This window comes from Francisella sp. SYW-9, from assembly GCF_008711465.1.
Classification (GTDB): domain Bacteria; phylum Pseudomonadota; class Gammaproteobacteria; order Francisellales; family Francisellaceae; genus Francisella.
This window is the reverse complement of sequence record NZ_VXKQ01000009.1, coordinates 29,797-56,299: the sequence shown is the minus strand read 5'-3', so window position 1 is coordinate 56,299 and position 26,503 is coordinate 29,797. Positions and strand designations below refer to the sequence as shown.

The following is a 26,503-nucleotide window of genomic DNA, read 5'->3' as shown; positions in this document are numbered from 1 at the left end:
TTCAGAGAGTATCCCAAAATTTTTAATGATCATCATCGTAGCTAGCTTTATGAGATTTGCCTTCAATATATGATGTAAATGCAATTAGTAATGCTGAAACTACAAATACAATATGAATGGCTGCAGACCATGCTAAATCTCTATTTGATGTTTGAGATACTTCTAAGAATTTTTTAAGCAAAGATATTGATGATATCCCTATAATAGATCCAGCAATTTTCAGTTTTACAGCATTTGGAGAAAGTTTTTTTATCCAAACAGGTTGGCCGCCACCTTTTTTATCAAGATTCATTTTACTAACAAAATTCTCATAGCCACTAATTACGACTATTACAACAAGGTTAGCTACAAGCACTACATCACAGAGAGTCAGAGCAAGTATAATCAATTGGTCTTCATTAAAGCTCTTAAAAGAAGTAAATAGATGATATAGCTCATGATATATCTCATAGATAAAACCAAATAGAACTAGTGATAAAAGTAGGTATATAGGGGCTTGAATCCAACGGATACCAAAGATAAACATTTCGACAATTGATAATAGTTTGTTTATATATTTTCCCATTTAGATAATCCATGTTAATACAAGCTTATATAAATTCAAAGATATCTGAAAACAAAGTTAAAATCAATAAACACTGTTTTATAATAACAGGTTAGGTTGGATAGGCGCTAGCTAATATAGGATAAGTAAAAAAGATAAATTGCCCAATATTAACCAAGTAATGACAAATAATACTTACTTCAATTCTTTTGGTTTTAATATAAGCAAGGCCATAAATAATGCTTGCAACAAAGGCTAATATCGCAAAGTATATACCTGCAAAAATGATATGTATTGAGGCAAAAGCTAGAGAGGTTATTAAAACTGCTAAGGTAGGATTAATATAGTTTTGAATCTTTGTTTGAATAAAACCTCGCCAAAATATTTCCTCTGGAATGCAAGTAAATATTAAATTCACAAAAATAAAAATTAATGTGTAACTAGTTAGCTTAAAATCATACTTTATAAAACTAAATATATAACTTGTTGGTAATAATATTATTATTGCGAGCACCCCATATAAACAACCTAACTTTAGAGTAGATGTTATATTTTTTGGTTTATCTAAAAATTTAATTTCTGATGAAAATATTATTAGTATAAGGTATGTAAGTATTAATGAGTTGTAATTTAAGTATAATGTGAAAGGAATTGCATCCAACGAAATATAAGCATCTTTAATGATACAAATGTTATTAAAACCAGGCAAAATATGTATATAGTTAAAAAGTAAAAATATAGCAGTTATAGTAAATATAAGAATATCTATAACCCCTTTATCTTCTTGTTTAGAGTTTAGGTAAATTAGTATTGTTGATAGAATTACTATTAAAATCCCAATAAAGTCAATTATCCCACTTATAAGAGCTAGGACCAGTGAGATGAGAAATAAAAAAATTCCTACTTTTTTATATTCTTTAAACCATAAGCTAAATAGAGAGAGTAATATTAATACATAAGATGAATATATAAAATAAAAGTTCATTCATTGGAAGCTATTTCTTTAAGTAGTTCAACTATTTCAATATGATTATTAGATTTAGCATTATCAATAGGTTTTCTATTGCGTTTATCTTTAGCGTTAATATCAGCGCCTTTATTTATAAGATATTTAACAACATCTAAGTGCCCCTCTGTAGCTGCTAAATGTAGAGCTGTTCTATTATCATAGTCACCTTTATTAATATCAGCACCTAAAAGAATGACTCTTTTGATTTCTGATATATCTCCAGTGCTAGCTGCCCAAATTAGCTCAAATGTTAGGTTAGACTTTGCAGCCATACGGTTTTCTATAGGGTTGATTTTATTACTACAATCTATGTGATCATAATTATGGAAACTAAACTTATCCACTAGCCTTTTACTAAACTCAACTCCTCTTGCTGAATTATGATTAGAGTCTAAACGAGGTGAAAATAATGCAAAACCACCAACGTTTGGTATAGCGATAACTAAGGCACCAGAAACCCCTGATTTTGCAGGTAATCCAACTGAGAAAGCATATTCTCCAGAGAAGTCATACATGCCACATGAATACATCATTGATAAGCAGTTGCGTACAGTGGTTGGAGAGAAAACTTTTTTATTAGTTAAAGGGCATATACCTCCATTTGATATAGAAGCCATTATTTTTGCCATTTTCTTTGCATTTACTTGTATTGAACATGTCTGAAAATAGAAATCTAATGCAGTATGAATATTTGCACCTTCAGGAAATGCACCAACCTCTTTCATATAGTGTGCTAGGGCATAGTTTCTATCAGCCGTTTCTTTTTCAGAGTGGTATGTGGCATTATCAAAGCCAGTTGATTCACCTCCAGCAAGATCTTTCCAAACTTGAGTTATATATTCAAATCTATTAGCAAGATTCCACTCAGGTTTTATTAGTGAACATGTCATAATAGCGCCTGAATTTATCATGGGGTTATGAGGGAGATTATATTTATTTAATGCAATAGCGTTAAATGTTATACCACTAGGTTCTCTACCAACATGCATATGGACTTTTTCTTCGCCATTTAGTTCTGTAGCAATACAGTAAGTTATTGCTTTTGCTGTTGATTGTACGCAATAGGGTTGAAGATAGTCTCCTAGAGTAATCATCTGACCATCAACACTACAAAAAGCCACTGCAAAAAGGTCTGGATCAACCCTTGCTAATTGAGGGATATAATTAGCATTTTGACCAGATTCATTTTTTTTAGTTTCATTATATATTTCAATAATCTCCTTTTTAAAGTCTCTAAAATCAGGAATTATAAAGCCTTTATTAATCGACTTCTCAATAAGGCTAATACTATCAGAGCTAAAGTCTAAGAAAGTTTCAAAATCAATTTTATCAACACGTGAAAAGCTATCTAGCTTTGTTATAAGCTTTCGTATTCGTGGATCGTCTGTAAGAATACCAGACTCATCTAAAGCATCTAAAATAACGTTTTTAGTAATAAATCCATCTTTATCACAAATAACATTAAAAATATTTTTGCAATAGTCTTCAATAGTTGAGTAACTTGTCATTTTTAGACCTCTCAATTTATAGTAAGATTTTAAAGAATAATAATTGTGTGTATTCTACAGAAAAAAATGGTGTAGATAAGTGTTTTATAATAAATATTAGTTGATAGTCGCTGTTGCAAGAGCTATAGCTACTAGATATGGATCAGAGTTTGCACCTGGTCTTCTATCTTCAAAGTATCCATAACCTTTTAATGCTACAGGTCTTGGTATTCTAATAGAACAGCCTCTATCTGCATCACCAACTTTAAAAGTATTTATATCACAAGTTTCATGGTCACCAGTTAATCTTTCATGAAGATTAAAACCATAGCTTAAGATATCTTTTTTATGATTTTTTTCTAGGTTTTTAACTATATCTGCAATTGCTTGCTTGCCTTGTTGAGGGTCTCTAGTTTTCTTAGTAGAGAAGTTTGTATGCATACCAGCACCATTCCAATCACCCTTGATAGGCTTATTATCAAATGATATTACGATATCATATTCTTCACCTAATCTTTCTAGTAACCATCTAGCAATATGAGTATGATCTGATACATTTAATATACCTGCATCTTCTCCTTCAACACCTCTATAACCAATTTGGAATTCCCACTGGCCAGGCATTACTTCAGCATTAATTCCATAGAATAAAATGCCAGCATCTAAACAAGCTTGCATATGAGCTTCTACTAAATCACGACCGAAAGCTTTTTTTGCACCTGCACTACAGTAGTATGGGCCTTGAGGTCCAGGGAAGCCTGTAGTAGGCCATCCTAATGGGCGCCCATCTTTAAACATAGTGTATTCTTGCTCAAACCCTGCCCACATTTCATGATCTTCATTAGTGTTTGCTAAGATCTCTCTTAATTTAGCTCTATTATTTGTTTTATGAGGAGTTTCTCCATCTGGATTGTACACTTCACATAAAACGATATAACCACACTCTCTTAAAGGATCAATAACAAAATTGACTGGTTTAAGTATACAGTCTGAGTCATTACCTGTAGCTTGGTTTGTTGATGAACCATCAAAGCTCCACTCAGGGAAGTCTTGAGCGCTAGTAATTTCTATAAAAGGTAAAACTCTTGCTTTTGATCTAAGCTCAGGTACTGGATCTGTACCATCAATCCAGATATATTCCGCGGTTATTGTTCTCATTTTTACTTTAGCTTCCTTAACTTTTGTTGGCTCATATAAATAATATCAAGTGTCTAAGAAAAGTAAATGATAAACAACGGTAAGATTATTGAAAAATCATAATTTATGATAAAATACAACCAGAAATTAGCCAAAAAGCTGAAAAGTTATTTCGTTCAATTGTAGTTTTATATTTGCTTTTTTAGCACCTTTTATTGATAGATCTGTATCAAGACACATTTCTAAACATTTAGATATTGTATTTGAATTAATTCTGCTAGCTAAACTTGTATAAAATTTTTGTTTTGACGGCCAAATGTTATTATCTTTAAATATTTTTTGATGATATGTTATTTGTGTGTTTTTTAGTTGAGAAAGGATTCTTAGTTCTTTTTTTAGACACCATAACACTAATGGAGGCTTGTCATTTTCGTTTAAAATGTTGTTTAAGATTTTCAGAGCTTTAGTTCTTTGCTGCATAAGAATAGCTTCAGAAAGATCAAACACATCATAGTTTGCATGCTCATGAAGAAAAGGACGTATTGAGTTTTCATCAAAAGATGGCGTATTCTGCCTTGATAGAAGTTTTAGTATTTGCTTTGTAGCGATAAGATTACCTTCAGTTTTTTGTGCTAAAAGCTCTATCGCTTGTCTGGTGAGATTAAGGCCTAGGCTTGTTACTTCATTCTCAATGATATTTACGGCGTTTGTGAAGTTTGGCTGATATATTTTTATATGTACTGCTTTGTTTGCAAGACTTTGAAACCATTTTGCCGAGGTGTTTTGCTTTTTCATGCCACTAAAAACAAGTAAGTAGACATTTTCATCATCACGTAATAGATTTTCAGTTAGGGCGTTCTGAAGATTTTTTTGTGGTGGTTTTTCAAAATTAAATTGGATAAATTTATCCATTGAAAATAGGCTTAGACTATCTGTTTCATTATATAAAACATCAAGGTTTTGCTCATTTAAGTCATGATAAGATATTTCAAAATCTTTTTGTTTAAATGCTTTGGTTATTTTTTCAATAATATTATGTTTTTGTAGAGGTTCATCTCCAGTTACAATAAATAGCTTATAGCTTGTAAGGTCATTCTTTTTGAGAAAATCAAAGTAACTTAGTTCCATAATATTAAAAATTTTTAACTATTTCCATAACAAGTATTTAGTTTACTATATTGTATGCATATTAAAAATTTAAAAAGTGGTTTAGTTATGAAAAAGTTATTTGTGATATTAGTAAGTGTGGCGATGTTATTGCTTTCTGGGTGTGTAACAAAACCAGATAATATAGAGCCTGTCAAAAACTTCCAAGCAAATAAGTACTTAGGTAAATGGTATGAAATAGCCCGTTTTGATAATAGTTTTGAAAAAGGCATGACAAATGTTTACGCTAAGTATAGCTTAAATCCTGATGGGTCAATAAAGGTAGTAAATAGTGGTATTACTCCTTCTACAGGTAAGAGAAGTTATGCAAAGGGTATTGCAAAGTTTGTTGGAAATAAAAATACAGGATTTTTAAAGGTTTCTTTCTTTAAGCCTTTCTATGGCGCATATGTTGTATTTAAATTAGACGATAATTATAAATATGCGTATGTTGCAGGTGATAATAAAAACTATTTATGGCTACTTTCTAGAACTAAAACAGTTCCAGAAAATATAAAACAGGACTTTATTAAGAAAGCAAAAGAGCTTGGATATAATACCAATGAACTTGTGTGGGTAAAACAGTAGGCTATATAAATAGTTTTGATTTAAATAATTCTTCAAAAATGTAAAAATATACATACGATTTTTCTACTTTATAAGTATACGTGTCTCAATCATATAAATTTAATAAATTTGACTTAAGTTGGCTTGTCGTTAGTATAGGAATGGCAGTAGGGGCCGGAATCGTCTTGGTTCCCGTAAGTGTTGGTGTTGTAGGTTTTGCTGTTTTTATGGTATCAATACTAATAGCCTATCCAGGTATATATCTTTTTCAAAAGCTTTATATTCAAACGTTATTTGAATCTGAAAAACCTAAAGATTATAAAGAGGTAGTGGCGGAGCTGTTAGGGAATAAGTGGTCAGCCTTTTTAGGAGCTCTGTACTTACTTATGATGATAATATGGACAGTAATATATGCTGAGGTTGTTGCAAAATCTTTAGCATCATATTTGTATATGTTTCATCTAACGACAAATCCACATCTTGAGCAGAGTGCTTTATATAGTGCTATTTTAATGGTTGTTTTGATATTTTTAGGAGTTAAAAGCCAAAAGCTATTTGTGCGAATATCAACATTTTTGGTAGTTATATTAATCTTGGCAATTATCGTAGTTTCTATATCGTTAATTCCTTTATGGTCAACTAGTAATCTTTTAGAGCTGCCTGCTAATAGTGGGGAGTTTGTTGCTAAAAGTATTATAATGTTGCCATTTTCATTAACATCAATATTGTTTATTCAGTCATTAAGTCCAATGGTTATTGGTTATAGGTCTCATTATCGTTGTAAGGATAAGAGCTTTATTTTAAATAAAACTCTTAAAACGATGAGTATAGCATTTATTATATTAGTAATTATTATTGGTTTTTATGTATTATCTTTTTCTTTGGTTATTCCAAAAGCTCAAGCTTTAGAAGCAACAGCAAATAATCAATCAGCTTTTATATTGTTAGAGAAGCAGGGCCAATCAAATAATATATTGTATATTTGTGGAATTATTATTAGTCTATGTGCTATTTTAACCTCTTTTCTAAGTATCTTAGCTGGGATGGAGGAATCTTTAAGAGGTATCTTAAAAGAGAGATTTAAAAAGAATGGTTTAGCTATCGAGGGTAAAGACTTGTTTAGTCTTAATACTATAGTCGTAGTTATAATCTTTCTATTAACATGGCTTTCAATAGTCTTTAATGCTCCAATATATAAACTAGTACCTTTATCTGGGCCTATATTTGGAATATTAGGGTGTTTAGTGCCAGCATATATTGTGTTTAAAACACCAAATTTAAAGAAATATCGTACTAAAAGTATTTATTTTATTATTTTTATAGGAGTTGTTTTGGTTATATCGCCACTGTTAACATCGGCATTATCATAGATGTTTTAATTTAAAAGTAAGTCACTTAAGATATAATAGATTGTAAAATTTAAAATGTCCGTATCAAGGTTTTGTTAACAGAATTTAAGTAATGAGAAAAATAACAACAAACTATACTAAGCTTAAAGAGCTTTTAAAAGATAAATATAGCAAGAAGTTAGGGAGTCAAGATGGCGATACTAATTACTCGACTAACAACTACCCTGATATACTAGAGTCATTAGATGATCTTCCTTTTCTAATAGAGAGTTTTTTATTCTGTAATGATAAAGATATTTTTTCTAAGTATTATATTACAAATGAAGAAAGAAGATTTTTTATATTAGTTAAAGCGACTCTGAAAGAGTCTAAAGAAAAAATAATAGTCACAATATTCTCTGATCTATGTGATCAAAATGAATATAGAGATAAAATATTTCTTTTAAGAAATAAAGCTAAAGAAGAACACAAACAATCAACGTATACATATGTTGTGAGACAAAGTGTTCTTAGTGAGATATTACATAGTTTAGATACAGATAAAAACTATGAAAATGAAGAGTTGATTTTACGCTTTGACACTCAGATCAAAGAAGCTATAGCTATGAAAGTGACAGATATTCATTATCGTGTTGGGAAATCTCAAGCTAGAGTAGAATATCGTCTTCATGGTGAGATACAGTACTATACCAATCTTAGTAGTGAACTATGTACTAGCATGATTAGAGCATTATATAATGCTAAAGGGTCAGAAGGACAAAAGGATCAACAGTTTAATCCTAAAGCTAGACAGCAAACAATTATAGAAAGATATATTAATGGAAAGAAATATAGGCTTAGATTTGCTAGTGCTCCAGTAGAAAGTAGCGAAATGAATACTAGCCAAAATGAAGCTATAGACGAGTTTATAGTATCTTTTAGGATACTGTCTACTGATAAGTCAGCTATTCCAAACTTAGATGTACTCGGTTATAACAAATACCAAAAGCAGTTATTAGAGTCTAGCCTAATGATAAAAGATGGGGCAATTATATTTGCAGGCACAACTGGTTCTGGTAAATCAACATCTTTAGCGAGTCTTATTTATAAACTTATTAGTAATTCAAAAAATAAGATTAGAATATTATCTGTAGAGTCTCCGGTGGAGTACATTATAAATGGCGTGAGTCAGCTAATTGTTCATGAGTCAGCAACCATGACTGAAGAGCAGATCTCACTTGAATATAATAATGCTCTTAAAACATTAATGAGACTAGATCCTGATGTTATGATGTGTAATGAAATCAGAAATAAAAACACAGGGGATTTCTTCCAAAAAGGTGTTCAATCTGGCCACCTTATGTTGACAACAGTACATGCTCAGAGCACTTTACAGATAGCAAAGAGACTAATAGCTATTGGTATGGATAGAGATGTCGTGTTGACTACATCTTTTGCTAAATTGCTAATATATCAAAGGCTAGTGCCAATGACATGCAAAAAATGTGGAATTACGGCAAGTGAGTTTAAAGAGTTTGAGCCGGATAAGTATGAGTATATATCTGAGGCTTTAGATAATATTGTATCGTATTACAATTTGTCAGAGTCGATTCTTGATAAAGTTCGATATAGGAATCCTAATGGATGTGAGAGTTGTGCAGGCTTAGGTATCAGTGGCAGAAATGTTGTAGCTGAAGTTTTACAGCCAGATGAGCAAATTATGCAGTACCTTGAGGATAATGCCATTTTAAAAGCACGAGAACATTGGCTAAAAAATTTAAATGGTGTAACAATTGTTGAGCATGGCTTACAAAAAGTGTTTGATGGAGATGTATGTCCATGGGTACTACATGGAACAGTAGGTTCTTTTGAACAGGATTTTTCTATTGGCATAAAGAATACTAAATGGTTATATGCAAAACAAGCTTAGTTTTGTATTATATGGTTACAAATCTACTTATAGGTGATTAAGATCATTGTTTGGTAAAAAAAGAAAAGATAGTTTATATTCACAGTTTAAAATTAATCTTTTAAAAATGCAGTTTAGTGGGGCTGTGAGAGCAGATTTTTATAAAACTATGGCAATGATGCTTGGCTCTGGGTTTGATATTGGTGAGTATCTAGAGAGAAGAAAAGCCTCTATTATCAAATTTAAACGTAAATATTTTGATAATGAGCAATATTTAGTAGAGATAATAGATGATATTTTATTTAGATATAACTCTCTAGGTTTTACATTTTCAGAAGCTATAAAAATATATATAACTAACCATGAGTATATGATACTTAGCTCCTCTGGTGATGGAAATATAGAGCAGTCATTAGAAAATATGATAAGTATTTCAGCAAAACTTAATGAGCTATCTTCAGCTATTATCAAAAGTATGATGAAACCTATATCTTTGACTGCTGCTATTATTGGTTTAATGTATTTTTCAGCAACAAAAGTTATGCCAATTATTGTGAGTAGCATACCGGCAAATAAATTGCCTGCTTTTACAATGTCTTTTTATAAATTCAATAAAGGTTTTCTAGATTTATTACCATTTTCAATAGCAGGAATTTTCTTGATTGTTTTGGGGTTTTATCTTGTGCTTCCTAGGTATAAGGGGGGATTAAGACGCTCATTGTTTGATTTCTTTCCAGTTTTTTCGGTTTACAAGAGTATCGTAGCGATTAGGTTTATGATTTCACTATCACTTTTGTTACAAAATAAGCAAACCTCTTTGAATAAAGCTTTGATGATTATGCATGATAGAGCCAAGCCATATTTGCAGGATTTTATTAAGATGATAATTATGAAGGTATCTCAAGGTACAAATCCTGGGGAAGCGCTGTCACGAGTATCTTTATTTAATCGTAGGATATCTAGTATGATAGATATTTATACAAATAGTGGTAAATTAGAAATAGGATTAAAAGATCTTTCTTATGAGTACTTAGAGGCTCAAATGACAAGTATTAAAGCAAAGTTTGGGGCTTTGAATATTGTAGTAATGCTTTTAACATCATTGTATATATGTGCATTTATGTGGTCAATATATGCTATAGGTATTGGAGCTACGGGATCTATGTAGAATAAGTTATTAAAGGATATTTTTAATTCGAGAGGATAAAAATATTTGAGTACCTTACGAATCATGAGGTTTGTTTTTTTTAAATATATATGTTATATTTATTATCTGTATATTAATATAAATTATAGGGGAGCTATTTAATGAGAAAAACAAAACAAAAAGGCTTTAGTCTAGTTGAATTAATGATAGTTTTAGCAGTAATTGCCTTTTTAGTAATTGCTATTATGACAATTTCTAAAGTTATTTGGGGCAAAACTGACGCGTCATCTATGGAAAATGACATAACAATCCTATCAGAGGATATCCATTCTTTATATTCAGAGACAGGGGGAGATTATACCGGGCTTAATAATAAGATCTTATTAAAGCAGGGTATAGTACCATCAACACTAATTATCAAAAATTCTGATAATAAAATAGGTACGGTATGGCATTCTAGTAATAGTAAGTCACTACTAGACGTTTCTAGTAATAACGATGATGGTGGAAGTGGGTATAATATAACGTTACATCAAATTCCAAAAGGTGGTTGTGTTGACTTAGCAACTCACTTTATGAAAAGTGCAAACATCAAAATTGATAATCAAAAAGCTAGTAATGTTTCTGATATAGCAACCGCTTGTCATGATAATGCTAAATTAGTTTTAAACTTTTCTTAAGACGCAATAACATTTTATCCTTTAAATAGTTAAATATTATGAGAAAAATAAGAGGTTTTTCACTTCTTGAATTAATAATATCTATTTCAGTATTATCTTTTATTATCGCTATTTTATTTGTTTTATTTAAGCAAAGCTTCAAAGATGATTATGTAAATAATCTTTCATATAAATTTGCTGAATATGTCTCAGCAGTTAAAACTAGGGTCCTAGAAGATAAGAAAATACAATCAGGTTTATATTCAGGAACTAAATTTGTAAAGTCTTCTAAAGGTTGTAAGGGTGGTTTAGCAGATAGATCTTACCTTCCTTGTGATTTAAGTATTAAAAGTCACTTGCAAACGAGTATTAAGAAGCAAGATGGTGTTTTAAAGATAGAGGTTAAGTTGAGTCCAAAGAAAAAAAGTAAACTTGAGTTGGCAGATTTATTTTTAGATACCCAAGACTATTTTGAGCAAATTGATTCAGTGACATCTTCAAAAGCAGCTGTTGCATTTAGTGTCAAGGATGATAGTTTGCTTGCTGATATAGTTGTGCCTTATCAAGGAGATACTTGGATAGATATCTATGGTGAGAATAAGCCTTACGCAAATTTATATTTTAGTTTAGATGCCTTAAGTCGAAATATAAGAAATTTATTTGCAATAAAGCTGATTGCAAACCCGGAGAATAATAAATCAACAATAGCGTCATATATGGACCCTAATCAATCTGTTTTAGCTCCATTAACAGTAAAATTCCCACAAATTAGTTTAACATCAGAAAATAGTGAAATTGGAGATAAAAGGACAAGCACAATTAATTTTGAATATAATTCATTAAATTTTGCTACTAATAATAATAGTTATCTTTATTTAGGTTCTAAGAAAAAAGCTAATGTTTTTATGGATGATTTTTATGTTCCTTTTCTTGTTCATAAAGTGCCTTTTAGTCAGCTAGATAATTATGCTGTAAATATACTTTATGTTAATACGCGCAAATTTGTTAAAGCTGACCACCCTTCAATAAAAATTCCTAAAGGCAAGTACCAGAATGAGTGTAAAGATGGTAGTTTAGTGCTTGAAGCAAGTCTTTTAAATAGCCTAACAAAACTATCACCAATAAGTTTACAGAAATATAGTGATGAAATTAAAATAGACAATGTTAGTGATGTAAGTTTTTTTAAAAAAGATACTATATACGCTATGCCTATATCGTCACAGAGAAATATAACAGTCAATCAGAATAACTTTAGTATTAATATACCTGATGATATAGTATCGGGACAGCTACAAATCGTTGTGTATTGTAATCCTAATTAATTAAAGATATTGTATAAATTATTAGATAGCTATATAAGAAATGAACCAGATTAGAAATATAAAGAAAATATCGCAAATTAAAGGTCTATCTTTACTAGAAATATTAATAATTTTGGGAGTGATAACATTCTTTATATTTCTTAATTATAGATATTATGCGAGTGTCGAGCTACGTAGAGAAGCCGATCAAACCACTGAGCAGCTGATACAATATGTGGATGCAGTTGAGACATATTTATCATTAAGTACATCTAGGCCTACCTATCAAAATGGAGTGAAGTGGCTTAAAGTTAGAAAACTACTTCCTAAAAACTATGAGTTAAAATCATTTTTTCTTAAGAAAGATAGTGTAGAAGCATATGTTACAAGATTATCAAGAGATAGCCTTGTTGCAAATATAAAGATAGGACCTTTTAAATATAAAGATAAGTCCAATGCTATTGCTGAGCGAGTATCTGAATTATTAAATAATCATTTCTTAGCGGACAAACTGTCAAGCGGGGTCAGTTCTATTTTAGCCAAGCAAAATTTTATTAAAATAAAAATAGTGTTTCGACAGCTAAAAGACCCTTGGCTAAGAGTAGATGGGGGTAATAGTATGAAAGGTGATCTGACTTTCAACGGACAACAAAGTACCATCTCAAATATGACAGATTTGGACTTTGTAGGTGGAGGTATGGCAGCCATTACATCTGTAAATACTGATAGTAAGGGTCAGCAAGAAATAACGATGTACGGCGAGCCAACCTTTAATATCTCCTCAAATAATATATATTTTAATACAAATAAGAATATTGAGTTTGATATTTTACATGCAAATATTGGAGCAGATGCTGAGAAGGTCTATTTCTCATCAGATAATAAAATTAAATTAGGAGATGTTAGGTTTGATGTATTTGAAAAGCAGAGTGAAAATCAAAGAACTTATCTGAGTGATTTTTTATCACTTTTTGATGCTCAAAAAATTCAGAAAGTGACATTAACTCGTGATAAGCCATCCATGACAATTTCATCAACTTGTAAAAAAAATCAAGAATCCTCGTTATTTGTATATGTTACAAATTATAGCCAAAATACTCATAACTATGGCTGGAGTGATTTGCGTATTGATTTACCTATTGTTTCTGATGATAACTACGTTGGTAAAGGAGTTCAGGTTGATAAGGTTGGTAAAGGCTTTAAGGTAGAAATGTTGAAAAATAAGCAAGGTGAGTATTATTATAGTAATGTGGAACTTTCTGCCATATTAGTTTGTAAGTATTTAATTTATGGTGGATAGTTTGATGTTTAAGTTTGCTAAGAAAAAGGGATTTTCCTTATTAGAGATAATAATAGTCCTTGCAGTTTTATCTTTCTCACTTTTAATTTTTTATAGAATTTTAGTAAATGTGAATATCAATAAACAAAATCAAGCATTAAGCCAACAAATTTTGAGATATGTGTCTTTAGTTGAAAAAGAGGTTTATTCGCAAAAGAATTTTGAAAGTATTAGAGCAATTAATTTTAAAAATAAGTTAAATTGCAAAGTGAATCATAATGGTTTAGATAAAATACAGTGCATGATAGATATTAAATCTGAGTTACTAAAAAAAGGTTCGATGTTGACATTATTTAACCAAAAAGAATCAAATCTTCCAAATCAAAACCAAAGTATAGTAGTTGCACAACTAAAATTTGATATTGATAATGATAAGACTAAAGAGGGTGATTTAGATGCTAGCCTAGTTATGAAATATCTTAATAGGCAAAATTTTGTAACTATCAACTTTAAAACGAAAAAGAGTATAAGGCTAAAAGATAAGCATATTGTGATAATAGAGTTAGTCGGTAAAACAAATGCCGATAACTGGCTTGATGTGTCAGGCAAAAACTCTATGCAACAATCATTAGAATTTTTGTCAAATGATCAACCTCACTATATAAAAAACGTAGCAAAACTTCTATATGGAAACCAGTCAGTTTCTTATATAAAAGGCCAGGGAGAGACAGATATACTATCGTCATCTCTTAATTTAGACTCAAAAACACGAACATCAATAAGCGCTAAAAACCTAAATGTAAACGCTAATAATATTAACTTTAATGGTTTAAATCAAAAGAGTGAGGTTGAGATAGCAAACAATCCAGGTGAGCGTGGTAATGAGCTAGCAATGTATGATCTTAATGTTAAAGAGAAGGGTTCTAGTAAGAAGTTTTCTCAAAGTAAGATTGTAAAAAGAAAAATAGTTATTTTAGGTACTAAAGAGTATGATAATGTTTCGCCTGATAAGATTCTTCCGGTGCAGAGGTATAATGAGAAGTGTGATGAGAATACTGGTGGTGAATTTAAGCTAATTGTAAACATACTAAGCTCTAAAATATATACTTCAAAATATATAATCAAAAGAAAAAAACATGCTTCAAAGACAGTTTATACGCCGAAAATTACAAATTCTGATAATAATATTCCAAAGACTGAGTCTGGTGTTTTAGTGACCTATACCCATGGTATGATTCTTATTAAAGCAATAAATGGAATCTATAATATTCAAACAATATCAGTATGTGACTATTCTAAATCTTGATAACTGATTATAGTATGTTTTAACAAGTTTGATAATTGGTTATATTGCGATGAATCCATCAAAGGAAAATGTATCACAAAAGAGTTATTATGGATGCGTTATAATAGAAAGAAAAGCTTAGAGTAGCTAATCAATTTGATTCTATTGTATCTTTATCTAAAGACTGGGAGTCAAAGAAATGAAAAACCACATTTTTGAAGTCATTGACTGTAGTTTCAAATACTTTATCATCCTTAATGATAAGATAATTAAAACATAAACCAATAATATATGTATCTAATAGGTGTAATAAGCGTTGCTTTCCCTCCTTGGAGAGGCTGGGCGTAAATTTAGCAGGAAAGTTAGCTGTCCACTCATCAAGTGAAGTTTGAATAATATTATTAAATTTAGCTCTATATTTTTTATTATGTTGACAGTGCCCAACAAAATAAAAAATTAAAGCAGCATATTCAGGAGATTCTTTTAACAGGTTAACAAAGTAGTCAATATAATCATTAATGAAATTTTTAAGATTTTCAAATTTTTTTAGAGTAGGTTCTTTTTTAGACACTACTTCGCTGGAGGTTTGTTTTATAAAACAATCAAGGATATATAAATATAAATCTTCAATCTTTGGGAAATAATGAAAAAATTTACCTTTGCTAAATCCACAGGTTTTAATGATTTTAATAGAAGATATAGCATGGAATCCTTCATCTTTGGCTATTTTATATGCTGCTTGAAGTATTTCTTTTTTTGTTTCTTCAGCTTTACTCTCTTTTTTTGCTGCAGTCATAGATTCTTTCCGTATTTATTTCCTTTGTATGAAATGGTGTTATGTTTTCCGATATGTTTTTCAGAAAAAATTATCCTTAATTTATCATAGTTAGATAGAAAAATCTCTATGCGTTATAAAAATATTTCAAGTTAACTTTATTAGAAGGGCAGTGAGTAAAACGACAAAACAGTTTTCTTCATAAAAAGCTTTCATTTTATTTAGTTATGAGGTGGTATAAACTTCACTTCAGAATAGACCGCTCGGTCTAGATGTTTTTTGAAGTGTGTGAATCTGTAAATCTAAAATAGGGAAAATATAATATGAAAAAAAAATTAATAACAATCGCTGTATCTTCAGCTCTAGCGTTATCAACAGTTAGTATTGGTGTTGCTGATAATTTAAGCCAAGCTTCTAATTCAGTAAACTCACATTCACAAGTTTCTAAATATCATAATATTTCAATAATAGCAAAACAATCTCCAAACAATCCGGCTGAATATAGTTTTGGAATTGATATTAAAGGGACTAAGCTAGAAACTTATGGTATGACAAGCCGAAAATGGTTTATTGATGATAAATATGTTTCTGGTTCAGACATTCATGACTATATATTCAAGAAAGCTGGAGAGCATACTGTATCTGTCCAAGCGTCATCAGTTGTTGAGGGTCAACCACCAATATCTTACTTTACAAGTACTACAATAAATGTAAAAACTAGTCGACCTACAGAAGCGACATGGACAGTAGATCCATCAATAGGGACAACAGCATCTGCAATAGCAGCAGAGTTTAATTCAGCATCAGAGAAAGAACAGGCTGGTAAGAGTATTAGGTTTAAAGTAACTGCTGAAGGGAATAAGCTACATTTTGTATGTAATCCAGGAACATTTGTTACTCCTGCAGCTGCGAATCTTCCAGCGGGCTCTGAAATTAATACAAACAAAACACCAGACACGATAAAGGAAATTGTTCCAGGTGTTCAATATATAAGTAAAGGTGCACTTAAAGGTTCTTTACTAGTACTAGATTTAGGACCCGGACAGGCTTCAAATGCTTACAAAGAACATGATACATCTAAGTCATATGAATGGGCATTTAACTGTCTTAAACCACAAGCAACTCAAGCTACGTATACAGTAGATCCATCTACTGGAGCAACAGCTGCTGGTGTTGTTCATGAGCTATATAATCATAAAACTGATGATCCAGAAGTACCGGGAATAGGTGAAGGCGTTGCTTCTGCTGTAGCTAAGGGTAACAATATAGTATATACATGCAAGTCAGGATATCATATTTCTGAAGTAGCGGCTAACCTACCTGTAGGTAGTCAAACACATAAGAATGGTGATTTGAGAACAGAAAGTATATACCCTATGGTTGTGTATGTCCCTGGTTCTAATTATTATGGCGCTGAAACATTTAGATCAAACTTTGCATCGAATGGTCATAAAGCACCTGCAGGAGCTCACCTGTGGGGAGTCGACTGTATAAAATAAAATTTTATCTAATTTTTAAAAAAACAAACCAAAAGAGTTGCTTTTTGTTTGCTTGTTAGGTAATATTATCACACCTTGATAGACCGACCGGTCTATCTTGTGTAAGATTGTAATAAAATACATAAATTTTAAAAGGGAAAAACTATGAAAAAAAAATTAATAACAATTGCTTTATCTTCAGCTTTAGCATTATCAACAGTTAGTGTTGGTGTAGCTGAAAACTTTAATCAGCCATTTAATTTACCTGGCTCACAGCATGGATATAATAATCTTACTATAGACACAAAGCAGTCGCAGACTAATCCAAATGAGTATACTTTCAAAGTGATTAATCCTGAAGGAAATGTTCATTGGTCTATTGATGGGCATAACCTTGATGTGGATGGAAGTTCTATAACACATGAATTTACAACTCCTGGTTCCCATAAAGTGTCAGTGAACTCGGTAGAAATGAAGCCATATAGTGGTGGAGTTGAAATGTTTACAGGTAGCACTACAGTGAATGTAAAACCATCAACTCCAGCAAGTTTACCAGATCTTACTACGCAAACAGTTACTCCTATCGGTGTGAATCAATCTATTTATAATGTAACGGCAAATGTTTCTGGTACGAAGGCACAGGCTTCTGGTTGGAAATATTATTGGGTAATATCTATAAATGGTAGCAAACCTAGGGTTTCTGAAGCTAACGTAGTTAATGGTTCAGCTCAAATACAAATGTATGTTAATTATGGTGTTAAACAAAATGTTTACTTTAAGGCTGTTGGTCCTAATGGAAATGTTATGCAAACAAAAGCTAAAAGGTTAGATTTTAACTCTGTAGAGCAAGATCTAAAATTAAAAACTAGCAGATATGAGCATAACCCTAACGGACATAAGTATGATGTTTACGAGTTAGTAGTTAACTTAGAAAAAAATTCAGTACTTACTCCTGGCGATCATGAAAGTTTTAAAGGATATACTCTTTATAAATATAAAGAAATGCCAAGCGGTAAGACTGTAACAGTAAAGGATCCAATTAATTATATTAAGGATAAGAACCAGTTCTTATTTGGAACTTATGTAAGTGCTAAGCGTCCTTCTGCTTCGGTTCAGTTTGTTTTTGAAAGTGTTGCAAAAGCACCAAATGGTCAACCTTTAAAGACTATAACGTCAAACGTTCAAGTCCTTAAATATAAGTCTGCTAAGCATGCTACACAAGTAACTTACTCAGTACCAGCAAATGCTAAAGAACCAGGAAAAATTGCTGAGTTAATAGCTACGGAATTTAGTGAGAGTGCCCTTAGACAGTCAGCGCATATACAGAGTGCGAAAGCAGAGGGTAAAAATATTGTATTGAAATGTTCTCCTGGATATTATGTAACGCCTGCAGCTGCTAATTTAGCTGTTGGAGAGTATACTAATTCGAATATAAGTAATAAGCAAAATGTGTATGGCACTCAGAGCTTAACAGTATCATTTAGTAAATTATCTCCTTCAGGACTTTTGGGTGAAACGAATGATAGATATGGATTCGCTAGTAACGGAGCTTCACAAGGTGGGAATTATAATTGGGCTCTTAACTGTGTGAAACCTTTGGCATAATTCAAATAGTATAGGTAATCAACATGTTTAGCAGAGTAGATCAATATATTGAAATGCTAAATGTGCTGAGAGTACAAGTGCTAGCCAACAACAATTTATATTTCACTTCTAAATCTTCTTTTGAAATCTCTCTATTTAGTATATTTTGCTGAGTATAACTAACCTTAAAGTAGAGTTTAGTTATTTCTCTAAATATATTATACTATTCCTTAGTTTGGGTAATATAGAGTTTGATGTCAAGTGTAGATTTAATGTTTGTAATTTATATCTATATTTGAATAATTTTGAGAATTAAATTTAAAGAGTTAATATTGTGCGAAAAATTAGGAATGTTGTTTTATTATCTTGTGTGATAGTTTTTGTAGCTTCATGTACTACAAATAAAGCACAAGAAAAAGCTTATGAGCAGGGTGAAAATTATAAACCCACAAAAGTAATCCAGGTAAAAGTTAAAAAAGATACTATAACGACTCCTAGCTCGCCAAATATTAGTGTTGAGTGGGTAAATTCTGATAATGTTTCTTTGTATAGTCAAAAAGGCATTACCGAGCAGTATAAGCCTCAAGATGTTATAAAAAAGGCTCTAGATAGAAGCTATCAGGTCAGGATCTCTGAGCTACTACAGAAACAAATAAATGCTAATAAAAAAATATCAAAAACAGTTTCGTATATAAATCTAAAGGATGGCATTATAGCGTATGCTAAAAATAGAAAAACAGCACAAGCACTAGCTAATAAAGATAGAGAAGTATTTTTTGGCTTTAAGGGTGATAGTGTTAAAGACACTCTTAATGTATGGGCAAAAAGTGTTGGGTATTCTATTATTTGGAATGTTGATTTTGACTATAAGATTTCTCAAGATTTTACAGCATATGGTAAGCTTACCGCCGAAGGAGGAGCTCTAGAGCAAGTGCTAATGTCACTACAAAGTACAGATAATCCAATCCGTGCTACTATCAAATCAAATCATGCTATCTTGATACAGACGCTTGGTTATAAAATGTCAGCAGCTTCTTATTAAGTAAGGATGTATAAACTGTGAAAAAAATTAAAACTTTATTAATTTTGACAACTACCATATTTTTTGTTTCATCTTGTCAAAATATGGAAGAGGCTGAGAAGCTTACTAATAAAGGTATATCTAATGCTGAAAAAGCTATGCAGCAGTCAAGAACTAAAACAAGATCATCTTTGATAACTAGAGAAGATCAGATTTTAATAGCTACAAAAAGCTACAAAGTATTAGAAAAGCATGAAAAGCTTCCCGCTGTTTTTAATAAAAAATTTACATTTAATATTTCCAAAGAAACTCCTATTAATAAAATACTAGGCGAACTTGCTGTAAGTAGTGGTATTGGAATGCAGCTATCTGGAGATGCTCGTGTATATCTAGGTTATATTGATGAAAGTTCGAAGAAGCGAACTCGACCAGATAAGAGTATTTCTAGTTTTAAAATATCGTATGCAGGTACTTTAAAAGGAGTTCTTGACTATATTGGCAATACCGTTAATTTAAACTGGGAATATCATAAAGATACTAATCAAGTTGTGTTTTTCCGCACTCAGACAAAAGTCTTTCAAATGAATATGTTACCAGGAAAAACTACAACTAAGACTGATATATCATCAGCCGCAAGTGTTAAAAAAGGAGATGGGCAACAAAGTTTTAATACTAGTTATGATTATGGTACTTATGATTCTTGGACGACAGCTGAAAAAACGATAAAGAAAATACTAGGTTCTGAAGGAGAGGCTATAGTTAGTCCAGCAATGGGTACTATAACTGTAACGGCAACTCCTTTTATTATGACGAAGATTGAGAAATATATTGATAAAGTTAATCAAATTGCAAAAGAAAGAATAGCTGTAAAAGTTGAGGTTTATAACGTTACAACTAATGATTCTACAAAGCTTGGACTAAACTGGGATGCCGTGTTTAGTGCCACAAGCAGTAAACTGCAATGGAAATCAGAGGTTCCTGATGTTACTCCAGATCCTTTTGGCACAGTGCTGACAGCAGCTCAATTACCTGGTTTTACAGCAGAATTTACTAATGGTCCATTTTCAGGGACAAAATTAATAGCAAACTCATTAAATTTGCTTGGTAGAACTTCATATGTAACAGGAACTACTCTTTATACAGTTAGTGGTAAACCAGCTCCTATTCAAGTAGCAAGAACAACAGACTATGTGAAACAGGTACAGATGACTATTTCTGGTGTGGGTGGATTAGCAGAGGCATCGGTTCAGCCAGGAACAATAAATACAGGCTATTCGATAGTTGTAACACCTAAGATACTTGATGGTAGTCAGATGTTGGTAAATATAAGCTTGAATATGTCAAACCTAATTAAGCTTAGAACCTTTGAAGTTTCAAGTGTCCAAGCTCCTAGTGGTAGCTCAATTAGACAGCCATCTCAGCGAATAGAGTTACCGGATGTTCAGAATAAAACATTTATGCAAACAGTGCCTTTACAAACAGGTCAAACAGTTGTTTTAGCTGGGTTCCAAGAGGAGCTTGATAGAGACTCGACAAACTCTGTAGGACCAGCTTGGACTTGGTGGTTCTTGGGAGGCAAAAAAGCAACAACTAAAGAGCTAAGAACAACAGTTGTTATTGTTACTCCATATATTATAGAATAGGGTCAATATAATGTTTTTGCATGATAATATTATTTGTGGTTTAGATTGGAAATTAAATTTATCTACAAAAAAATCAGTATTGCAAAAGCACAAGAATCATTATGGTCTGTACATAGATTCTTTAAATACTTATGCTATTAGTGATTCTATTGATTTTTCTCAAAAAAAGATATCAGCAGCAGCATTCTTAGCAACTAAATACAGTAATTGTCTAGTAGTTGCACAAGTACCGAATCAAGAAGAGAATTTTTGGGTATGTTTTATTGAGGATGGTTATATCGCTCCAATTGGGTCAGTTATTAATGATATTAACCTAAGAACTTATATGCATAAAAAGAAATATAAGTTGAGCAATGAAGATGTTTATTACTCTGGAGATATGGTAGTTTCATTAGAAGAGTTGGTAGAGTTATTACCTTACTTTAAAGAAAAAATAGCTATGAGTCAGGATAAAGGGGATGAGTATCATTTAATGATAGATACAAGAGCTCCTGAGTTTGCTAACTTTTTTAACAACGTTAATTATGTTGAAAATATTTTAAATTCAATTTCCCAGGATGTATTAACTTCAAACATAAAAGTTTTAAAAAAGATAACTTTACGTAAGTTTTCACATAAGAGCAAAAAACTATATATTGGTATTCCAATAGTTTCTGTGATTTGTATTTCTCTTTTAGTTTATTATTATATTTCATACGAGAACTCTCTTGAACAGGAGAAGAAAAGACAGCAGTTCATGGCGTTTCAACAAACGATGATGGCCGAGAGAAAGAAAAAAGAGTATAACGAATTTGTTGAGAAGTTCAAAGTCAAAAGTATAGCAAGGACAATTTTAATTACTAATTTGTTGTTAGAGAATGAGAGGCCTCTTGTATATGGCTGGCAAATTAGCAGTGCTACTATATCCTTTGGTAGCACTGACAAAAGTAATAATAGCGACATAGAAACAGATACAAACTCAAATAACTCCAAAGATGATCTAAAGCTTGAGCTTGTTTATAAAAGAAGAAGCTATTCAAATATTGATCAAGTCCCGAGAATAAAAAGAGTTCTACAAGCAGACAGTTATACGATCAGTAAGGATAATAATTATGCTTCGTTTATAATGCACAATAGCTTATATGATGTCAATCAGAAGATTAATAAAGTCTTTTTGAAAGATAAGAAACAAAGAAAAGATAGTATGGATTATTTAATCTCTGAATTACAAAGTGAAAATATTAATTTTGAGATTTTGGATAGTAATTCATCAGATAAAAAAACAAAACTAAAAGCTATAGAGTTCTCTGGGTACTCTAGAAGCCAACTTTTTAAACTTTATCTGATAGTTAAAAATGTTAATAATGTCGTAGTAGATAAGATATCACTAGATTTTGATAAAATAGGGAATGTAGACTCTTGGAAAATAACAGGTGAATTTTATGCTTAAAAAAATAGTGATTGTTTTAAGTGGTTTAAGTTTTTTTGCGATATCTAATGCTGAAACACAAGCACAGAAAAATGGTATTGATAGTCTTAATAGATACATTGAGCAGACAGATAAATATACAAGGGATATAGAGTTAGAAAAACTCAAAACTCAGCTTAACTCTTTGAGATTGCAGAATAAGCAGTTTCAGGATAAATTGGGCTACTCTTCACAAATAAGTACACCTTCAGATATGCCTGCAGTTTCAAGTGAAACTACTAAAGAATCAAACTTTGAAGAAGATAGGGATTCATCAAGTTCTAAAGGTAATCAAAGTCAGCTAAATTATGAGTCTAATTCTGATGAGAATAATTCTTCTGACTCTAGAGAAGCATTAAATCAGAGTCAGACTAATAGTAAGCACTTATCTGTTGACCCTAAGGTAAAAAAGAAGCTTAAAAAGAAAATTGCTTATTCGGCTAGTGCTGTGCCATCTAATTACAATTTAATAAAAGTTACTGGATTTGATGATGACCTTTGTGCTGAGTTAAGTGCTGGAGGAGTTTCTTTAGATGTGCATGTTGGTCAGAAAATATTTAATCAATATGAAATATTAGAGATACATGAAAATTATATAAAAATTGAGAATCTTTCATCATCAACATATAAAAATGTCTATATTAAAGGCTCTTCTAGTAATCAGAGCGGATATGGAGGATATGGAGGTTATAACTAATTGAGTAAAAGAAGTTTCATATTTTTATATTAAGACTTTTGTTTATTTAATGTCTAAAATGTCTCATTCCTGTGAAGACCATTGTTATACCCGCTTTATTAGCAGCATCGATAACTTCTTGATCATTTTTAGATCCACCTGGTTGAATTACCGCAGTTGCTCCAGCTTTGATACACTCTTCTAAACCATCAGCAAAAGGAAAAAAAGCATCAGAAGCAACTGCTGAGTTTTTAGCGCCTTCGTGAGCTTCGGCTTTTGCAGCACCAATTCTAGCAGAATCTACACGAGACATCTGTCCAGCACCAATTCCAACTGTTTGAGTCTCTCGGGCATATACAATAGCGTTTGATTTGACATATTTAACAGCTTTCCAAGCAAACATTAAATCAGCCCATTCTTTATCTGTAGGAGCTCTATCTGTAACAACTTTACAGTCATTAATATCAACACCACCGTTATCATAAGATTGTGATAGTATTCCACCATGGATGTTTTTGCTGATCATACGCGATGATTTTGTGTCAAAAGCTTTTCCTGTTTCTAGTACACGTAAATTTTTCTTAGCAGCTAGGGTATCTAAAGCCTCTTGAGTATAGCTAGGTGCGATTATTACTTCTAAGAACATTTTTCCTAAAGATTCAGCAAATTCTTTATCAACTTCACAGTTAAATGCAACAATACCACCAAATGCTGAGATTGGATCACAAGCAAGAGCTTTTTTCCAAGCCTCATAAGCATTTTTGCCAGAAGCTATACCGCAAGGGTTTGCATGTTTGATAATTGCACAAGATGGTTCAGAGTATTCACAAACCATTTCAAAAGCGCCATCAGCATCATTTAAATTATTATATGATAGCTCTTTACCTTGTAGTTGTTTAGCATTTGTAATGCTTACACAATCTGTATCTGTAGAGTATACTGCAGCTTTTTGATGTGGGTTTTCACCATATCTTAGGACCTGCTTAAGAGTACCTACTGAGAAAAGTTTTTCTGGATATTCTTCATCTAGCTCTTTGCTAAACCAATTTGCAATATGACTATCATACTCAGTAGTATGAGCAAAAGCTTCTTTAGCAAACTCTCTGCGTGTTTTTAGAGTTGTCTCTCCATCATTTTGAGTCATCTCATTTATTACAGTTTCATATTGGTTTGGGTTTGTAACTATAGTTGTATGTTTATGGTTTTTTGCACATGAGCGAACCATTGATGGTCCACCAATATCAATGTTTTCGATACATGTATCAAAATCAGCACCAGATTTAACAGTATTAACAAAAGGATATAAGTTAACAACAACCATATCTATTTGACCAATATTGTTATCTTGCATTGCTTTAAGGTGTTCTGAATTATCTCTATCTGCTAAGATGCCTCCATGGATAAGAGGGTGAAGAGTTTTTACTCGGCCATTCATAATTTCTGGGAAGTGAGTATGCTGTGATACATCTTTGACATTAAGACCAGCTTCTTTTAGGGCTTTCGATGTTCCTCCTGTTGATAGAATCTCTATATCGTATTTAGCTAATTCTTTGGCAAAATCGACAATACCTGTTTTATCTGAAACAGATATTAGAACCCTTTTTATCTTCGACATGTATTTATTCCTTGTTTTTGATGGTTAAAGCTATGGTTTGAATAGCTATTATAACAATTATTAATAACAAATATCTATTCAAAATAATTTTGCTAGACTATATTTTACTAGCAAAATGCTCGCTAATATATTACCATAATATACATCTAAATTTTAATCTCAGAATGTTCAGTTTAATATGTCGAAAATTGTAATCGTTGGTGCTCAGTGGGGCGATGAAGGTAAGGGTAAAATAGCAGATACTTTAGCAGAAAAATCTGACTTGGTTGTACGTTACCAAGGCGGTAATAACGCAGGTCATACATTAGTTGTAGATGGTAAAAAAACTTTTTTGCATCTTATCCCATCTGGTGTTTTACATAGCCATACAAAATGTGTAATTGGTCATGGTGTGGTTCTAGATCCTGTTGCTCTTGATGTTGAGATTACACGTCTTCAAGAAGCTGGAATAAGTATCTCAGCGGATAATCTTTTTGTTTCTGAGTCTTGTACTGTTATTACTTCTTATCATAAGCTATTAGATGCTGTTAGAGAAAGCAATACTACTGAAAAAATAGGCACAACTGGTAAAGGTATTGGTCCTGCTTATGAAGATAAAGTATCGCGTAAGGCGATTAAGTTTAAGCACTTATTTGATAAAGATCTATTAAGATCAAGATTAGAGATATCATTAGCTGAAAAAGAGACATTATTTAGAGATTTATATAAGGTGGAATATCCATCAATAGAGGAAGAGTTTGAAAGACTTTACTCTTTAGGACAAAAACTTAAACAATATTCAAAAGATACTTTTTCAATTATAGATTCTGCTATCTCAGAAGGTAAAAACATTGTTTATGAAGGTGCTCAAGGTGTACTTTTAGATGTTGATTATGGAACATACCCTTTTGTAACGTCATCAAATACTTCTGTTGCGGGTGTTTATTCTGGTGCTACAACAGCAGGTAGTAATTTAGATCATGTGATCGGGATTACAAAAGCATATACTACAAGAGTTGGTGAGGGGCCTTTCCCTACGGAGCTTTTTGATGATGTGGGAGATTTTATCCAAAAGAAAGGTGGTGAAATAGGTGTAACTACTGGAAGAACACGTCGTTGTGGTTGGTTAGATTTACCATTACTTAAATATTCTGCAAAATGCTCAAACTTAACGTCAATTGCTCTGACAAAAGTTGATGTATTATCAGATATGGATACTCTAAAAATTTGTATTGGTTACAAATATGAGGGTAAAGAGATTTATTGTGCATACCCTGGTATTGATTTATATAAGGTTGAGCCAATATTAGTTGATCTAGAGCCATTCTCAATTGATGAAACGGTAACTAAAGATAATATGCCTAATGCTCTTGTAACATATCTAAAAACTATAGAAAACCATATTGGTATTCCAATATCTTCATTAGCATATGGACCATCTAGAGAACAAATTCTATTCTTTGAAGATTATTTCAAAAAAGGTTAAA

Annotated in this window: 22 protein-coding genes; 15 read left to right on the top strand and 7 right to left on the bottom strand. The window is 31.6% G+C overall.

Annotation, left to right across the window (positions count from 1 at the left end; translation table 11 throughout):
• Positions 1–22 precede the first annotated feature (22 nt).
• From F3D62_RS04950 to holA, 5 genes are all read right to left on the bottom strand, one after another.
• Complete coding sequence (locus tag F3D62_RS04950; protein ID WP_150467143.1) at positions 23–565, bottom strand: TIGR00645 family protein; 543 nt, start codon at positions 563–565, stop codon at positions 23–25.
• A gap of 91 nt (positions 566–656) precedes the next feature.
• Positions 657–1,529 carry a CPBP family intramembrane glutamic endopeptidase gene (locus tag F3D62_RS04945; RefSeq protein ID WP_150467142.1) on the bottom strand — a complete coding sequence of 291 codons (873 nt, stop codon included), beginning with the start codon at positions 1,527–1,529 and terminating at the stop codon, positions 657–659.
• Positions 1,526–3,061 (bottom strand): glutaminase A, encoded by a 1,536-nt coding sequence (gene glsA, locus F3D62_RS04940; protein WP_150467141.1) that lies wholly within the window; start codon positions 3,059–3,061, stop codon positions 1,526–1,528. Before glsA ends, F3D62_RS04945 begins: the two co-directional genes overlap by 4 nt.
• Positions 3,062–3,157: 96 nt before the next feature.
• Positions 3,158–4,198 (bottom strand): glutamine synthetase beta-grasp domain-containing protein, encoded by a 1,041-nt coding sequence (locus tag F3D62_RS04935; protein ID WP_150467140.1) that lies wholly within the window; start codon positions 4,196–4,198, stop codon positions 3,158–3,160.
• Positions 4,199–4,324: 126 nt separating this feature from the next.
• Positions 4,325–5,305 (bottom strand): DNA polymerase III subunit delta, encoded by a 981-nt coding sequence (gene holA, locus F3D62_RS04930; RefSeq protein ID WP_150467139.1) that lies wholly within the window; start codon positions 5,303–5,305, stop codon positions 4,325–4,327.
• A gap of 87 nt (positions 5,306–5,392) precedes the next feature.
• Here holA and F3D62_RS04925 point away from each other — a divergent pair, with 87 nt between their 5' ends.
• From F3D62_RS04925 to F3D62_RS04890, 8 genes are all read left to right on the top strand, one after another.
• A complete protein-coding gene (locus F3D62_RS04925; RefSeq protein ID WP_150467138.1) occupies positions 5,393–5,911 on the top strand; it encodes a lipocalin family protein in 519 nt (172 codons plus the stop codon).
• A 140-nt stretch (positions 5,912–6,051) separates the two neighbouring features.
• On the top strand, positions 6,052–7,260 hold the full coding sequence (locus F3D62_RS04920; RefSeq protein WP_150467334.1) for an aromatic amino acid transport family protein: 1,209 nt from the start codon (positions 6,052–6,054) through the stop codon (positions 7,258–7,260).
• A 91-nt stretch (positions 7,261–7,351) separates the two neighbouring features.
• Complete coding sequence (locus F3D62_RS04915; protein ID WP_150467137.1) at positions 7,352–9,148, top strand: GspE/PulE family protein; 1,797 nt, start codon at positions 7,352–7,354, stop codon at positions 9,146–9,148.
• Positions 9,149–9,194: 46 nt separating this feature from the next.
• Positions 9,195–10,295 carry a type II secretion system F family protein gene (locus tag F3D62_RS04910; protein WP_150467136.1) on the top strand — a complete coding sequence of 367 codons (1,101 nt, stop codon included), beginning with the start codon at positions 9,195–9,197 and terminating at the stop codon, positions 10,293–10,295.
• A gap of 140 nt (positions 10,296–10,435) precedes the next feature.
• On the top strand, positions 10,436–10,954 hold the full coding sequence (locus F3D62_RS04905; RefSeq protein ID WP_150467135.1) for a type 4 pilus major pilin: 519 nt from the start codon (positions 10,436–10,438) through the stop codon (positions 10,952–10,954).
• Positions 10,955–10,992: 38 nt separating this feature from the next.
• A complete protein-coding gene (locus F3D62_RS04900) occupies positions 10,993–12,255 on the top strand; it encodes a prepilin-type N-terminal cleavage/methylation domain-containing protein (protein WP_150467134.1) in 1,263 nt (420 codons plus the stop codon).
• A gap of 40 nt (positions 12,256–12,295) precedes the next feature.
• The gene (locus tag F3D62_RS04895) at positions 12,296–13,534 is read left to right on the top strand and encodes a hypothetical protein (RefSeq protein WP_150467133.1); all 1,239 of its coding nucleotides are present in this window, start codon (positions 12,296–12,298) and stop codon (positions 13,532–13,534) included.
• 4 nt (positions 13,535–13,538) lie between these two features.
• The gene (locus F3D62_RS04890) at positions 13,539–14,819 is read left to right on the top strand and encodes a type II secretion system protein J (protein ID WP_191092539.1); all 1,281 of its coding nucleotides are present in this window, start codon (positions 13,539–13,541) and stop codon (positions 14,817–14,819) included.
• 130 nt (positions 14,820–14,949) lie between these two features.
• Here F3D62_RS04890 and F3D62_RS04885 read toward each other — a convergent pair whose 3' ends face one another.
• Positions 14,950–15,594, bottom strand: a complete 645-nt coding sequence (locus F3D62_RS04885) for a TetR/AcrR family transcriptional regulator (protein ID WP_150467131.1) — start codon at positions 15,592–15,594, stop codon at positions 14,950–14,952.
• 302 nt (positions 15,595–15,896) lie between these two features.
• On the opposite strand from F3D62_RS04885, the gene F3D62_RS04880 reads away from it, so the two are divergent.
• From F3D62_RS04880 to F3D62_RS04855, 6 genes are all read left to right on the top strand, one after another.
• Entirely contained in the window at positions 15,897–17,072 is a 1,176-nt protein-coding gene (locus F3D62_RS04880; RefSeq protein ID WP_150467130.1) for a hypothetical protein, read from the top strand.
• Between the two features lie 144 nt (positions 17,073–17,216).
• The gene (locus tag F3D62_RS04875) at positions 17,217–18,656 is read left to right on the top strand and encodes a hypothetical protein (protein WP_150467129.1); all 1,440 of its coding nucleotides are present in this window, start codon (positions 17,217–17,219) and stop codon (positions 18,654–18,656) included.
• Positions 18,657–18,969: 313 nt separating this feature from the next.
• Positions 18,970–19,677 (top strand): TcpQ domain-containing protein, encoded by a 708-nt coding sequence (locus F3D62_RS04870; protein ID WP_191092538.1) that lies wholly within the window; start codon positions 18,970–18,972, stop codon positions 19,675–19,677.
• 17 nt (positions 19,678–19,694) lie between these two features.
• Positions 19,695–21,299, top strand: a complete 1,605-nt coding sequence (locus tag F3D62_RS04865; protein ID WP_150467127.1) for a hypothetical protein — start codon at positions 19,695–19,697, stop codon at positions 21,297–21,299.
• Positions 21,300–21,309: 10 nt separating this feature from the next.
• Positions 21,310–22,728, top strand: a complete 1,419-nt coding sequence (locus F3D62_RS04860; protein ID WP_150467126.1) for a hypothetical protein — start codon at positions 21,310–21,312, stop codon at positions 22,726–22,728.
• Positions 22,721–23,443, top strand: coding sequence for a hypothetical protein (locus F3D62_RS04855; RefSeq protein ID WP_150467125.1), 723 nt, complete (start codon positions 22,721–22,723; stop codon positions 23,441–23,443). Before F3D62_RS04860 ends, F3D62_RS04855 begins: the two co-directional genes overlap by 8 nt.
• Positions 23,444–23,489: 46 nt before the next feature.
• On the opposite strand, the gene purH is transcribed toward F3D62_RS04855, so the two are convergent.
• On the bottom strand, positions 23,490–25,037 hold the full coding sequence (purH, locus tag F3D62_RS04850; protein WP_150467124.1) for a bifunctional phosphoribosylaminoimidazolecarboxamide formyltransferase/IMP cyclohydrolase: 1,548 nt from the start codon (positions 25,035–25,037) through the stop codon (positions 23,490–23,492).
• 178 nt (positions 25,038–25,215) lie between these two features.
• Here purH and F3D62_RS04845 point away from each other — a divergent pair, with 178 nt between their 5' ends.
• On the top strand, positions 25,216–26,502 hold the full coding sequence (locus F3D62_RS04845; RefSeq protein ID WP_150467123.1) for an adenylosuccinate synthase: 1,287 nt from the start codon (positions 25,216–25,218) through the stop codon (positions 26,500–26,502).
• Position 26,503: the final 1 nt, after the last annotated feature.